This window comes from Providencia sp. wls1914 (genome assembly GCF_009706645.1).
Taxonomy (GTDB): Bacteria; Pseudomonadota; Gammaproteobacteria; order Enterobacterales; family Enterobacteriaceae; genus Providencia; species Providencia zhijiangensis.
Genome location: NZ_WLUN01000016.1, coordinates 1,069,143 through 1,082,678 on the forward strand (window position 1 = coordinate 1,069,143; position 13,536 = coordinate 1,082,678).

Annotated in this window: 14 protein-coding genes and 4 pseudogenes; all 18 read right to left on the reverse strand. The window is 44.0% G+C overall.

Going from position 1 to position 13,536, the window contains the following annotated elements:
- Positions 1-2 precede the first annotated feature (2 nt).
- On the reverse strand, positions 3-3,311 hold the full coding sequence (locus GKR74_RS15720; RefSeq protein ID WP_336431344.1) for a phage tail tape measure protein: 3,309 nt from the start codon (positions 3,309-3,311) through the stop codon (positions 3-5).
- Positions 3,312-3,370: 59 nt separating this feature from the next.
- On the reverse strand, positions 3,371-3,964 hold the full coding sequence (locus GKR74_RS15725) for a hypothetical protein (RefSeq protein WP_154604282.1): 594 nt from the start codon (positions 3,962-3,964) through the stop codon (positions 3,371-3,373).
- Positions 3,965-4,003: 39 nt separating this feature from the next.
- A complete protein-coding gene (locus tag GKR74_RS15730; RefSeq protein ID WP_154604283.1) occupies positions 4,004-4,291 on the reverse strand; it encodes a phage tail assembly protein T in 288 nt (95 codons plus the stop codon).
- A gap of 23 nt (positions 4,292-4,314) precedes the next feature.
- Positions 4,315-4,695 (reverse strand): phage tail assembly chaperone, encoded by a 381-nt coding sequence (locus tag GKR74_RS15735; RefSeq protein WP_154604284.1) that lies wholly within the window; start codon positions 4,693-4,695, stop codon positions 4,315-4,317.
- On the reverse strand, positions 4,695-5,183 hold the full coding sequence (locus GKR74_RS15740; RefSeq protein WP_154604285.1) for a phage tail tube protein: 489 nt from the start codon (positions 5,181-5,183) through the stop codon (positions 4,695-4,697). Before GKR74_RS15740 ends, GKR74_RS15735 begins: the two co-directional genes overlap by 1 nt.
- Positions 5,184-5,243: 60 nt before the next feature.
- Positions 5,244-5,579, reverse strand: a complete 336-nt coding sequence (locus GKR74_RS15745) for a hypothetical protein (RefSeq protein WP_154604286.1) — start codon at positions 5,577-5,579, stop codon at positions 5,244-5,246.
- Positions 5,549-6,025: pseudogene (locus GKR74_RS15750) on the reverse strand (HK97-gp10 family putative phage morphogenesis protein). Before GKR74_RS15750 ends, GKR74_RS15745 begins: the two are co-directional and overlap by 31 nt.
- Positions 6,012-6,344, reverse strand: a pseudogene (locus GKR74_RS15755) (phage head closure protein). The pseudogenes GKR74_RS15750 and GKR74_RS15755 overlap by 14 nt, the downstream one beginning before the upstream one ends.
- A 9-nt stretch (positions 6,345-6,353) precedes the next feature.
- On the reverse strand, positions 6,354-6,680 hold the full coding sequence (locus GKR74_RS15760; protein ID WP_154604289.1) for a head-tail connector protein: 327 nt from the start codon (positions 6,678-6,680) through the stop codon (positions 6,354-6,356).
- Positions 6,680-6,964 (reverse strand): DUF7210 family protein, encoded by a 285-nt coding sequence (locus GKR74_RS18030; protein ID WP_154604290.1) that lies wholly within the window; start codon positions 6,962-6,964, stop codon positions 6,680-6,682. Before GKR74_RS18030 ends, GKR74_RS15760 begins: the two co-directional genes overlap by 1 nt.
- A 47-nt stretch (positions 6,965-7,011) precedes the next feature.
- On the reverse strand, positions 7,012-8,226 hold the full coding sequence (locus GKR74_RS15770) for a phage major capsid protein (protein ID WP_154604291.1): 1,215 nt from the start codon (positions 8,224-8,226) through the stop codon (positions 7,012-7,014).
- Positions 8,227-8,237: 11 nt separating this feature from the next.
- Positions 8,238-9,092: a head maturation protease, ClpP-related gene (locus GKR74_RS15775; RefSeq protein ID WP_154604292.1), complete on the reverse strand. Its 855-nt coding sequence runs from the start codon at positions 9,090-9,092 to the stop codon at positions 8,238-8,240.
- Between the two features lie 5 nt (positions 9,093-9,097).
- Positions 9,098-10,417, reverse strand: coding sequence for a phage portal protein (locus GKR74_RS15780; RefSeq protein ID WP_154604293.1), 1,320 nt, complete (start codon positions 10,415-10,417; stop codon positions 9,098-9,100).
- Positions 10,417-12,147, reverse strand: coding sequence for a terminase large subunit (locus GKR74_RS15785; RefSeq protein WP_154604294.1), 1,731 nt, complete (start codon positions 12,145-12,147; stop codon positions 10,417-10,419). The genes GKR74_RS15780 and GKR74_RS15785 overlap by 1 nt, the downstream gene beginning before the upstream one ends.
- Positions 12,148-12,153: 6 nt before the next feature.
- Positions 12,154-12,624 (reverse strand): annotated as a pseudogene (locus GKR74_RS15790) (phage terminase small subunit P27 family); the annotation flags it as partial.
- A 50-nt stretch (positions 12,625-12,674) separates the two neighbouring features.
- Entirely contained in the window at positions 12,675-12,857 is a 183-nt protein-coding gene (locus GKR74_RS15795) for a hypothetical protein (RefSeq protein WP_154604295.1), read from the reverse strand.
- Positions 12,781-13,134, reverse strand: coding sequence for an HNH endonuclease (locus GKR74_RS15800; protein WP_112860034.1), 354 nt, complete (start codon positions 13,132-13,134; stop codon positions 12,781-12,783). Before GKR74_RS15800 ends, GKR74_RS15795 begins: the two co-directional genes overlap by 77 nt.
- Positions 13,091-13,477: pseudogene (locus GKR74_RS15805) on the reverse strand (hypothetical protein). Before GKR74_RS15805 ends, GKR74_RS15800 begins: the two are co-directional and overlap by 44 nt.
- Positions 13,478-13,536 lie beyond the last annotated feature (59 nt).

The following is a 13,536-nucleotide window of genomic DNA, read 5'->3' on the forward strand; positions in this document are numbered from 1 at the left end:
GTTTACCTTCTTCTGTTAATTAGCTGCCAAAGCGGCGTTCCCTCTCTCGATGCCTGCTCATTGACGGTATTAACAATTTCGTTTTTGAGTTGCTGCTTAGCACCACTCACGTCACCTATTGGCTGCTGCTCTTTAGAGCCATCGCTGATCAGGTTGATATCGCCAACATCGATATTGATAGCATTATTAGATGTGATTGCTGTTGTGCCATTTTGAACATTTTCCAAGCCAAGAACGCGTACGCCTAATGAACCATCAGAGCCTCGGGTTAAAGGCATGATTGCTTCAGGCCCCGCTTCTCCCATCAAACCAGCACCTTTAGCGAAAGCAAACATAGTTGGCGAGTTAACAATTTGTCCACTGTAAGAACTTAAGCTAGGTGAATCATAAACACCCCCTTTCGCATTCGGGACAATGGAGCTCATTAAGCTTCCGAATCCCCCACCGAAATAACTCCCCGCCGCTTTCATTGATTGAACAAGCGCCATATTAATAAGGACCTTATCAATACTTTTCAGGACGTCGATTGCCCAGCTTTTCCAATCGGCTTTATTGCCAACCAACATGTCGGAAATATTATTCACCATCCCTGACATTGCCGATTGTGTTGCGCTTGCTGCCTGCCCCGCGTAGTTGCTCGCATCATCAACCCAGTTTTCCAAACCAGCTTTAACGCCAGAACGCCAATCCGCTTCGGCTAAAATGGCATCCCTATATTTACCGTTCAATGCATCCAAGGCATTTTGGCGCTCTTGTAATGCCTCCTTACCGCCATCCGTTTTGCTAAATACCCGCTCAATTTGCTGATGTTCTTCCTCAAGACTGCGACGACGATTACCCATACCCACGGTACTTCTGGCTAATGCCGCATCATCATTATATTTGCGCGTTGCGTCTTTCAGTTCTTTCAATGCATCCGTCATTTCACGTTGCTTACGCACGGCTTCATCGGCTTTTTGCGTCCATTCCGCCAGCTCAACTGCAGATGATTGAATAGATTTCCGCTGTTCATCCGTCCACTTAGCTCCGGTTTCATGCGCAGCGGCATAAAGTGCAGCCGCTTTTTCGCCCTGCAAGGCACGAACACGCTGAACCTCCGTAGCAACACTAAGGTCAGCCATTTTATCTTTGTAGCGCTCAGCGACTCGCTCCGTTTCTTTCATTAAAGACGCGCCAGACTTAAGCGAATTATTCATTTTTTCGCGATCGTCAAAGGCTTTTAGTTTATCGTTAACATACTGTTTCTTGTGGTCGTCATTGGAAAATGCACTTTCTGCCTCCCATATGGCGCGTTGCTCAACCTGGTCGCGCTGCTTCATGCCAGCAAGAATACGCTCCTGCTCAGCGCCCCATAACATCTGTCTTTGGTTATCAGTTAATTCAGGACGATTACCAACTAACATAGGAGCTTGAGTCAGTAAATTACGGTTAGACAGTAAATTGTTACCAAGAGAAAGTAGTCGATTAAATTCTGACTCTTGAGCGATCTCTTTCGCCATCGCAGCTAGCTTCTGATTTTTCGCAGTATTACCAGCTTCTATTTGTTTATTTGATTGCTCGGTCAGCCCATTAAGAACACTTAATGTTTTTTCACGATCTTGCTCTAATGCTTTAAGACGATCTTCTTCAACAGAAAGAGATTCCAATGCAGATTGGTAATTAGTTAACGCTCCCTCTTTCGCTATTTCTGGCAAGTCAGGGAAGTTTTTCTCCGCCGCACCTCTCATCTCATTAAGACCGGATCGTGTTCTTTGAATCAACTCGAGCTGCTTCTCAATTTCCTTTGTTTGAGCCTCAAACGTTTCCTTAACTTTTTTTGACTCATCAGATGATTCGGAAAGTGACATGTTCTTTGTACGCTCCGCAATACCATCTAGAGATTTAGCGTATTCAAGAGATGTTCTATGTGCTTCTTTTTGCCGTTCATTGACGAAATACCACGCACCTGCAGTTAGCATTACCACACCAGGCAGTCCTCCAGCTAAAGACAGTGCACCAGAAAGCCCACGCCCTATTGTGGATGTAACTGATGTCATGCTACTCAATGCCCTACGTGATGCTGCAAGCTTTGTATTCGCCGCAGCCTCTTGATTACTAAGCACTGTTAATGCCTTGGTATTTTTTGCTAACTGACCATCTAAAATTAATCGCTCCTTGTCAGTTGCTGCCACCATCTTTTTAGTTACTAGCGACTGGCGCATATCAAGAAGCAGTTGCCTTTCGTCCTTGATCCGCATTTGAGTTACCTGAAGGCTGCGGATTTGCTCCTTTGTTTGATTGACTAGGGATAGGTAGCTATTAACCGTTTCTTTTGCTAAATTTTTAGCGCTTAGGGTTAAATTCCCAAAGTATCGAGACAAGCCAACACCAATAATTAAGCTACCCGCAAGTGCAACTTTATCAAAGTTATCGCCTAGTTTAGCCAAAATAGCAGCTATTGATTTCGTTGCACCCGCACCTCTATTTAGCTCACCAAAATAGCTTTTTGCTGAATTAGCAACTCGCATAAAGCCATCAGCGACAGTATTATCCATCGAATCAGCCATGGCATTATTTGCATTCTTTGCATTTATCATTGCATCTGCAAATAACTTAAAGGATATTTTACCTTCTGCAGCCAGTTTTTTAACTTGGCTTTCAGTAACCTTCATTCCGCCATTGGTGCGCTCTAACTCATGAGCGATATCCATCAGTACCGAAGGGGTGGCATTTAGGATTGCCTTCCAATTTTCACCAGCAACCTTACCTTCAATCGTGGCTTTGTTTATTGCATTAAGGGCTGATTCTGTTTTTTGAGCACTGGTAGCATTGGCGGTAAATGCTGATGACATTGATTCAATGTAATCCACTGTTTGAGTTGTATTGTAATTAAGCTCCTTCATTGCTGATGCAGTCCCAATATACAACTCTTGAGTCGTCTCTATAGCTTTACCGTTTCGATTGCTGATAGTTAAAAATCGCTGCTGTATTTCATCATATCGCTGCGCTGAACCCTCAACTGATTTTAGTGCCATAGTGATGCGGGCTGACATTTGCCCCCATTCATCAACTGTTGAGATTGCTGCGGATACTGAGAAAAAACCAGCCAGCGCACCAGCACTCATTTTTGCAGTCATGGCAACGCTGGATAATTGGCTATTAATTTCCGAAAGCGCTTTTTTTTGCTGAGCTAATTCTTGCCGTAATTGACGGCTACCACCCGCCGCGCTTTTATAAAAATCATTACTAATTCGAGAAGCTTTGCTGACCTCAGCCTGAAAACTGCTTGAATTAGCAGATATTTTTAAAATCAATTCACGTAAAGTAGCCACACTTGCTCCTTAAATTAAAAAACCCCGCTTTTAGCGAGGTTTTGTGAAATTATTAATGCTCAATTGCAGTAGGATACCCATTGTTTCTTGAAATCATCGGACCCATCATCGATCATGGTCAATGACCCGACTTGAATATATTTTTTATACCCAGTATAGCTACCAAAGCCATTCTTAGAATTCACTTGGCCACAAACAGTTCCGTTACTCCCTATTCGACTATCTTTAAAATCCGCAGAGGAAGGATCTTTAAGGTTTTCTTTAAGTCTCTTTTCTGCAATGGACACATGATTCATTTCAGATGCTGAATTTTGCCATGATTTTTTCTTTATATTTTCTAACTCAACTCTTTCTTTATAAGCGTCACCAAAAAGAGATGTCCCACTATTTACATATGATAAAATAGCCCAACACAAAACCATTGTTACAACTAAATAAATAGCGGAGTTTATAAGCGACAGAGTATTAACATTCTTTCCACCAACCTCATCATTTAATAACTTCTCATTTATTTTGATAAATATAATTGCAACCACCAAGTTGAGTGGAATAATCATAAATAGTGATACTATTTCCCTCGTGCCAATATAAATACTCCAAAGGATAATTAACGAAGCAATTATTACCATGACCCTAGATATTAATTTTTGCATTTCATTGACCCATTAATGAATGATGGGCCTACTATATAACTATTCAGACATACTACTCAACCATGCCTCAAGCGGCTCTTGATTCTTACTATCGCTGACAGATTCGTTATCTGCTTCCTGATCCCAAACCAGAATCATGTCTCGTAGTGAGACTTTCGCACCAGCAGCATTCATGACTGCAGAGGCGAGCATTGCTGTTTGAATATCTCCACGACCATCACCAATAGGACTGATTTTGTCGTATGCCATCCACATTCTTAACTCGCTAGCATCCAGATCCTGAATTAACTCTTTGAGTGTTTTCCCTAATCTGAGCGCTAGCGTCATTAAAAAGAATGTTTCCGGTTCTTTTACTTTTTTTCAGCTTCTGATACTGAAATAGTTAGCGCAAACGCTTCTGATAATAATCGCGCATGAACTGGACCGTATGTTTCCAACAAAGCAGGAGTATCTTCTTCAGTGAAAACGGGTGTACCATCATCTTCAAGAAGAATGTTAATAAATAAAGCAACATCACCTTCAATATTGCGTAAGGATTTTTGGGTAGATGTTAATTCTTCACCCTCTTTTACTTCAACCAATTCACTGCATTGAATACGCGCCTGAATCGATGGCTCACGGACGGTCACCTCCAGCCCCCCCCACTCAGGAACAATCACTTTTTTAGTCCGAAATGATTGTGAAGCGCTGAGGGCTAATTCACGCAAACTAGACTTTTTAGCTTTAGCCATTACTTACCGCCTCCTGTTGGTAATGATTGCGTTGCTGGAGCCACCACTTTACCTTTCACCAATGGTGTAGGTTTACCACTAAGGCGAAGGGTGAAAGATGCACTCACAACGCCATTTGTTGAGGCTGACCAGCTATTTTGGCGAACTTCAGCAAGGAAGGCGAAACCGGCTCCAGATGGAAATACAACTTTAAAGGCATGGACCGCATCACTGTCATAAGCTTGTCGTAACACATCTTGACCTTCATCAATCGCAAAGTTACCACCGATAGTCACTTCCGCTGGAGCCGCAAGACCGTTTATATTTTCCTGTTCTGTTGAGCATAGCGTAGTGATGTCAATATCCGCTTTTTGCCCCCCCGTGAAACTAACTTCTTTCGTTGTGCAATCAATTGGCAATGAATCTGTTTCGACTGCAGTAATATCTGTTGCAGCCAATTTAGAAACACTGATTTTTGTACCTTGCGTTTTTTCATGTTTACTCGTCATATCAGTTTCCTATAGACATAAAAAAACCACCCGTAGGTGGCTGATGGCGTGAGTGGAGGTTTAATTCCAGACTTGGAATTCTAGCGTTTTACGATACAGAGCCGTGTCGGACTCATAATCGGATTTTCGAGAGACATTTGTTGGTGCTAATACCTTTATGGACATAAATGCTTTATCCAGTATTTCGCTAGCTTTATAAGGGCTTTTTGCATAAACATCGATTTGAATATTAGTCATTGTTTCAGCCTGGCCGGCGAACACATCCTCGTCAACCTCATAGAATGAAAATATTAACCATGGTGGACTGATGGCGGGTGCGACTTGTGGAACAACGAGCGAGAACACCTTATCAGGCAATACAGGATCTAAGAGTTTGAGCAAATCGATATCAATCATTTATTGAGCACCTCATCAATGGCTTTATTCAACTTTTCTATTGCAGCACTGGCAGCTTCATCCGCTTTGCTATCAAACGCAGGTCGAATAAACGGTACCGGTGGCATCTTTGAAGTTCCCTCCTCCAAAAATCGCCAGTAATAAGCATTGCGCGGATCCTTAGCCTTCATGGAATTATCGCTATTGGTACCCTCTTTATTACTGCCGCGTACATAAACACCCGCTGAGACTTCACCCTCTTTGCGGCTGCGTTGGCTACTGGCCATAATATTTCGAGCCAGCTTACCAGTACGCCTTGGCGCTTTTGCTCTTACTTCATCACGTAATACAGCGGCTGCAGCATAAGTGGCTTGCCGTAATACTTTGGTGCTCTCTGCTTTACTGAGTTCCTCAAGCTCTTTACTCACATCAAGAAAGCCGCTGAAATCAATATTAAAATCATCCATCAGCCTTAACCCCCTGTTTACACAGTAATTCAAGCCGGGTATTTTTCACATCAGGAATCACGGACTGAATATCATAATTGAGCCCGTTAAAAACCATGCGGCAGGTTGAATTGATATCAGGCCGAAAGCGCATCCAAACACGTACGGTTACCTCGGACATTTCGGCGCCTGATGTAAGAAGCTCACGCCCTGATATTGGCTTAACTTCAGCGCGTGTCGTGGCTACATCAACCCACTGATTCTCACGAGCACCAGAAGGTAATTTAACCAGTTCACTACGTTGAAAAGTTACTTTGTGGCGTAATCTACCTGCTTGCATACAGCCTCCCTATAGCCCATAAATACGGTAAGGTTGAAGCAGTGCTTCGGTCGCAAACGGTAACGCTGAGGTGATATTACCAATGTTAGTGGCTTCGCGGTTTTCATACCATTGACCAATCAGTAATAGCATGGCGTTTTTGACATCATCACTTAACAACAGCGGATCAGAGTCATCCTGATAACCTTCTGATGATTCATTTTCATACAAGGTTCGGCGTGTATAGTTTTCTACATACTTAATGGCAGAACCAATGTATATCGTGAGGATCTTGTCATCATCCGTAAACTCAGGGTCGATGTTACAATGAGACTTAACTACCTCTAGAGAAAGCATTATTTCTCCTTTTTAGGTTTGGATTTCTTTGGTTCCTGCTGTTCCTGCTGTTCCTGCTGTTCCTGCTGTTCCTGCTGTTCCTGCTGTTCCTGCTGTTCCTGCTGTTCCTGCTGTTCCTGCTGTTCCTGCTGTTCCTGCTGTTCGGTAGTGTGTTCGATAACTAATTCAGATGCATAGCCTTTTTGAATTAATTCACGCCCATGTAGCTCCAGCGTTTCAATGGTTTCGCCTTCAACAGCAACTTTTCCACCAAAATAAATGGCACGTAATACGATTAGTTTCATATTCTTTTACCCAAATAAAAAGCGGTCATAATGACCGCTTGTGTGGATTATTCACCCGAGGTAGGCGCTGTGAAATCACCATAAACAAACGCCTCTGGACGTTTAAGCGCTAATGCAAGACGCTCTTCACAACGAATTGAGATCATGTTTTTCTCAAAGTCGTCGGCGTTCTCAGTAGAGATGACCACGTTGGTTTCTTCGCGGTCAAACAATTGAGCGCCAGCATTAAATGCACCAGTCAGGAATTTGCCTTTGAATGCTGCTGTTTCGGTGACAACAATTGGCAGGCCCCATAAAGTTGGTCCCGTTAATGCTGATGGGTTAGCTAAGATGTAACGACCCAGCGAGTCTTTCAGCAGCTCAATCTTCGCCCAATCGATGAAGTGCAGAACGTGTCCCGTTGCTGGGAAACGCGCTAATTGAGCCTGCAACATAGCGAGACGTAGGTCATCAATGCCGTTTTGCTTATCAACATCGAACTCTGCTTTGTACTTCGATGCTTGAGGAATGATGCCGTGTAAATGAGCACCGGAGCCGTCACCAAACAAGATTTCCTGCTCTTCGACAAACTTCAATCCGTAGCGCATTTCAGCATCAACTAGCGATTGCAATTGAGAGAAATCATCCAAGATTTGCTTAGAGGCTTTGAACATGTGCGCAATTGTGGTCACTGGAGTGATCTTAGTTGCAAACTGAATGTCACTGTACGGCTTGGTGGTATTTTCCGGTACCACTTTTGCCGCGTTAGTAAATCCGGTTTGCTGCACCCAGAAGATGGCTGGCGAAGTCGTTTTCCCTGGTGCGATTAAGTCACGGATGAATAAGCGCTGTTTCGGCGAAACATCAATGCCCGGCAAGCGTTGAGGCTCGACAACCCCATCGGCAACACCAGCTGACGTTAAAGCAGCCTGAACAGGAATGGAAATGCGCTTGCTGGCCTGCATGCTTGAGTTGATATCTTTCAGTACTTCGGCAGAAATCACCTGCTGGCCAATAGTTTTAGCTGCTTGAATTGCGTTGTTCAGTGGCATTTGGGCAACGTGTTGTTCTAGCTCATCCAGTGACGCTTTCAGTGCTTTTTCTGCATCACGCAGTGCGTTAAGCTCCGTAGCCATCTGGTCAACGGCCGCTTTAGTCTCAGTGCTTAGGCTACCAACACTTCGCGCTTCTTTTAATGCTTCTTCTGCCTTTGCATTAAACTCACTGTTCGCTTTTTCGATTTTAGCAGACAGGTTTTTCAGTAATTCATTTGTATCAGACATAATAACTCCAATTATTTAGATAGATTTGCGAAGGCATCAACAGCCTTCTCAAGTTCCGAAAGGGATTCAAGATTGATATTTAAGGTAGCGCTTGGCGTACCATCGGGATCAGAAGTAGCGCTCGGCATACTTCGTGTTAACGCACTAATGAGTTTTCGACGCTCAGAGCGAGGCGTGTTGGTTTTCGCCAATAAAGCATCCAGTTTTCGAATAGCCGCCTGTGGGCTTTCGTCACCATCATCAAGTGAATCTGCAGCGAGCAGGCCATCTGCGAACCCTTTTTCAATCGCATCACTGGCGCCAATGTAGGTTTCGCTATCCATCATTTGACTGACGACATCACTAGGCTGTCCACTTCGGGCAACATAGATATCTGACATAGATTGGTCGAATGGAGCCAAGTCTGTAGAGAGCTTCGCAAAGTCATGGCGATTACCTGCTGCGAATGCCCAGCAATTGTGGATCATCAGGAATGAACCTCGACCCATTTGCACTTCATCACCTGCCATTGCAATAATGGATGCGGCTGAAGCTGCAATGCCTAAAATGTTGACAGTAACTTTCCCACTGTGAGCTCGGAGCAAGTTATAGATAGCTAACCCCTCAAACATATCGCCACCAGGACTGTTGATATTGACGACAACATCATTGTTGCCCATCGAACGAAGTGCGGCAGAGATACGTTTAGCGGTAACGCCTTCACCCCAAAAGTCCTCACCTATCACATCTAAAACTGAAATAGTGTTATCTGAACTGGCTGCGCGAATACCGCTATTCCATTTATCCAAGGCTTTGGGCTTTAGCTCATAGTTAATCGACGCGCAGGGGCGATCCGCCAGCGCAACCGGCAAATGGCTTTTCTTCATTAAATTTACTCCTCGGAATGAGGTTTATTAGAGTGAGTGGATGTTTGTGTTTCTGGGAATAGCCAGTTGGCCAGTTGGGCTTTTAGCTTTTCAGCTTCATTGCCTGTGTCACTTAATCCAAGCTGATCAAGCGGTGTTAAGTTGAGTTGAACAGTATAAATATCACCGCCATCAATCGGAGGTAAATTTTCCAACCGTCTAACATCATTGCGGCTCATCCAGCCATTCTGTAGCGATGTTGTGTAGTATGCCGCCCTACCTGCACTATCTGCACGAAGCAACCCTTCAACAGAGAATTCCGCATAATAATCATCATCGCCATTTAACAGGCATCGGCTGATTTCTTGCTCAATATTGACTAATAGCGGGCGCAGTGTATTCGTAAGAAACTGCATATTCATACCTTCCACGCTGGATCCCCAACTACTTTGTTTATCCATGTGTCCAACCATAAATGGCGGAACTCTGAACCAGCGGCAGATCTCTTCAATACTGAATGTTCTACTTTCCAGCATTTGAGCGGCTTCAGGATTCATGGTGACATTGTTGTATTTCATGCCGCCTTCAAGAACCATCATTTTGCCCGCATTTTTTGAACCAACAAAACTCAACAGATAGCTTCTGATCCGTTCTCGTTGTTCGTCATTAAGAGGAAGATCTGACGATAAAAAACCAGAACTTTGCAATCCATTTTCAAATATCTTAGCCGCTGACTCTTCAACAGATAGTGCTGACCCAATAACATCCCTTCCCACTTGAACGGGGATCATTCCACAAATTCCATCCATACCAAAACCACGAATATGCATCATGTGTTTCAGCGAAATATTTCTCTTGGACTTAGTTGTTGGGTCTGTGTATTCATACTCAAGAACACCAGAATCATTGCGTTTTACGACCATGTTTTGTGGTAGCAATGGATTAAGCGAAACTAGTTTTTGACCAATGTATAGCTTTTCAATAAAGCTATTTCCTCGCAAACATAGGCTAGCAACAACCATCAGCATAAATCTTGATGGGGTCATTTCTATGTTCGGATGTTTGCAAAGCAATCTATAGACTGGATGGTCTTTTGCTAAACTTCTCGACCCATCGCTTTCACTCTTGTAAATTTTGATTGGCAATGTTGATATTGACTCGCTCAATAATCGAACGCATGACCAGACTGCAGAAAGCTGCATCGCTTTGTCTGCGGTGACTAACTTCCCGCTGCTACTTGTTCCGCTCCATTCCTGCCAAAAACCTCCATTGGTTAGCGAGATCGGGACGCCCAACCAATTAAGAAGCGCGCTCTTAATACGCCCCGGTTTCTTGTTATGTTTCATTAGATACCTACTATGATTGGGTTGTTTATAAATCCTGATATATCCGGTTTATCATTCCCACCACCAACCAATTGACGGCTTTTTGCCGTAAACATGGCAACTGGACCATCGATTTTATTTTCTGGTGTGGATTTGTTGGGGAAGATATTTTCGTTTCTGTCCGGTTTTACTGTGACGTTGGACAACATCCAAGCCATCATGGGATTGTGATCGTGATGAAACTTACCTGAATATACATCAGCTTGAACGCTTTTCATGGCTTCAGACATGTTTTTAACTGTTTGAGCAACCTCAACCAGCGGAACGCCTTCTTCCGCCAGCCGGCGGGAAAACTGAACTGCACTCCATGGGTCAAACCCTAATTCACGTACATCATCGCCATCACACCACTTCAGAATGTCATCTTTGATAATGTCATGATCAATCACTTCGCCATCGGTTAATTCCAAGTAACCTGCATCAGCCCATTTCCGGTAAAGCTCTGCGATGTGTTTTGGTGCAGTGTCAATGCGATCCTCGGGCAACCAGAACTTGCATTTAATGTGTGTTTTCCCCTGCCCGTCTTCATACATTTTTATCGCTGCAGCGACGTCAATTTTGCTAGCCAAGTCAACGCCAACCCAAACTGGATAATGCTGTAACTCAGCATCAGTGGCGTTAGCTGGGGCAGCCTCCCATTTGCTCATGTCCATCCATACTGACTCAGCATTCACCCACTTATTAAGGTGCTTAGTGAGAAAGTTAGGACGAGCAGCGATTTGCTCTTTAGCCTTCTTGGCCAGACGTCGCATATCATCGAAACGCTTACAGACACCAAGACCAGGATTAGCTTTTATCCAAACGGATTCATCAAAATCATCGTCTCCATCATCGAGGGTATAAATAATGGCAAAGAAAGTGTCATCATCAACAACACCCGTTAAAACTTTAATTGCGTAATCCCGTAACTCGTAACAGATCCCCTCTTTGTTAAAACCCGACGTTGTGATTGCAAATAAAAGCGACTGCAATCGCGCACCCGTTGCTGTTTCAAGAACATCCCACATATCACGAGTCTTATGAGCATGGAGTTCATCGACTATCCCACAATGAATATTCAAGCCATCGAGGTTATTTGCATCACTTGAAAGTGGTTCAAATTTAGACGCCGTTCGCTCTTGGTAAATGGCTAACTTGTTGTAATCAAATAAGCGACCTAACGTTGCTTTCGCTTTTTTGACCATATTTTTGGCATCTTCAAACACGATGCGAGCCTGATCACGAGTCGTTGCTGCTGAATACACCTCAGCACCACCTTCGCCATCAGCCCCAGTCATGTATAAACCGATACCACTGGAGAGCGTTGATTTTGCATTTTTACGAGCCACTTCATTAAATGCGGTTCGAAAACGACGAACAAAGATGGCATCACCATCATCATCAAGAACTTGTTCACCGGTTAATTCATCAATTAACGGGATCACAAACCCGAAAATATTAATCAAGATAAAGACATGCCACGGCATTAAATCAATCGGCTTTCCAGCCAATGCCCCTTTGACATGCGGGATAAAATTGTAAAAGTCGAGTATGTGCTGTGCGCGATCTTCAATGAAATAGATGTCACGCTCAGGACCATGCTCTAAATCATTTAAAAAACGCTGGCACGCTAAACGTACCAATTCGCACGCAACAATTTCTCCAGCCACGACCTGCTCGGCGTACTGAATTCCATCTGCTACGGTTGCCATTCATCATTTGCGCTTTTTCAGAAATACGTCTAGTGGATCTTCCTGCTCAGGGCCTTTGACACTGACTTTTGTTCTTGCTGAAGGTGTCATGCCAAATTCACTGAGCATAGCTCGAATTCGCTTCCAAACATCGGCTTTCATTGCAGCCGCTGGATGTGCTTTTTTGATAATGTCGCCAGTCATTGACGTGGTGTTGTAGGTATAACCTTCAGTATCGAGCACTTCGCAGTGATGCCGGTACTCAACATATGCCTCAACTAATAATTCCAGAGCTTTTGCATCGAGTGTGCTCATGACACCCAGTGCATCTAACTCTTCACCCATTTTCTTGAACCAATACTTACCCCGCTTATCAAAATACTTTGGTGTTTGGGGTACCCCTGACGGCGGTTTTGGTTCTTGTTTATTAATGGGGCGTTTTGATGGGTTCCCCCTCACTAATTGCAGATGTGACGGGGTTTTAGGTGGTCCAGCCATGATAGAAACCTCCTATTAATTAACGCTGGGGATCCCCATAAAAAAGTTTTCTAACCTGCGGCGATATAACAAAAGGTAAGGCGGCGGTACTTTAGGGCGAGAGTGGTAGGGATTTGACCCGCCCCTCCCCCTTGTGAGTTGTCGCTCGTATAGCGGCTATCTTCTGGTTCGTTCGCTTGCTGTCTTACTTCTATGACATGGCCAGCACAGCGATTGCAGGTTGTTATCATCATCGGTACCACCATGCGCCTTGGGTTTGATGTGGTCCACTGTCTTGGCTTCAGTTGGTCTACCTGACTTCAAACACTCTTGACATAGATGTTTATCACGATGCAAAACGCGAGCACGTATCTTGTCCCACTTAGATCCATAACCGCGCTCATGCCTGCTCTTACCTTGCTGGTGGCTTTCCCATCCTGTATTCATGTGCTCTTGACAGTAGCCACTACGGTCAGTGGTTGTTTTACTACAGCCATGCTTGCGGCAGGCGCGAGGTATGCGAGGAGGCATATCAAGCGAAGCCTGAACTGTTGCGCAGGGCATCAATAGAAAGCTGTCGTATTTGCTCAGCAAACGCTCTGTTAGAATCGTTGTGTGCTCGGGATAGCTCTTCAATTCTTTGAAGTGCGCCGCAAGCATCACTAGCAGATTTCAGTGAGGCTCCATTGAAATACGCTTGCCCATTATCGATATTGATGTATTGAGTAACAAAGCCACCGCTTGCTGGTTTCTTTAGACCTACATTAACCATCAGAGCGCTAATTCGTCTTAGTTGTGCTTCTAGCTTATCCAACTCAGTAGTATCAACTGATACCTTGATACATAACTCAGTAACTTCTTTTTTATCTGACATAACTTTCTCCACAAATGAAAAAGCCACCAGTGATTAGCTGATGGCTATGAATATTTTAT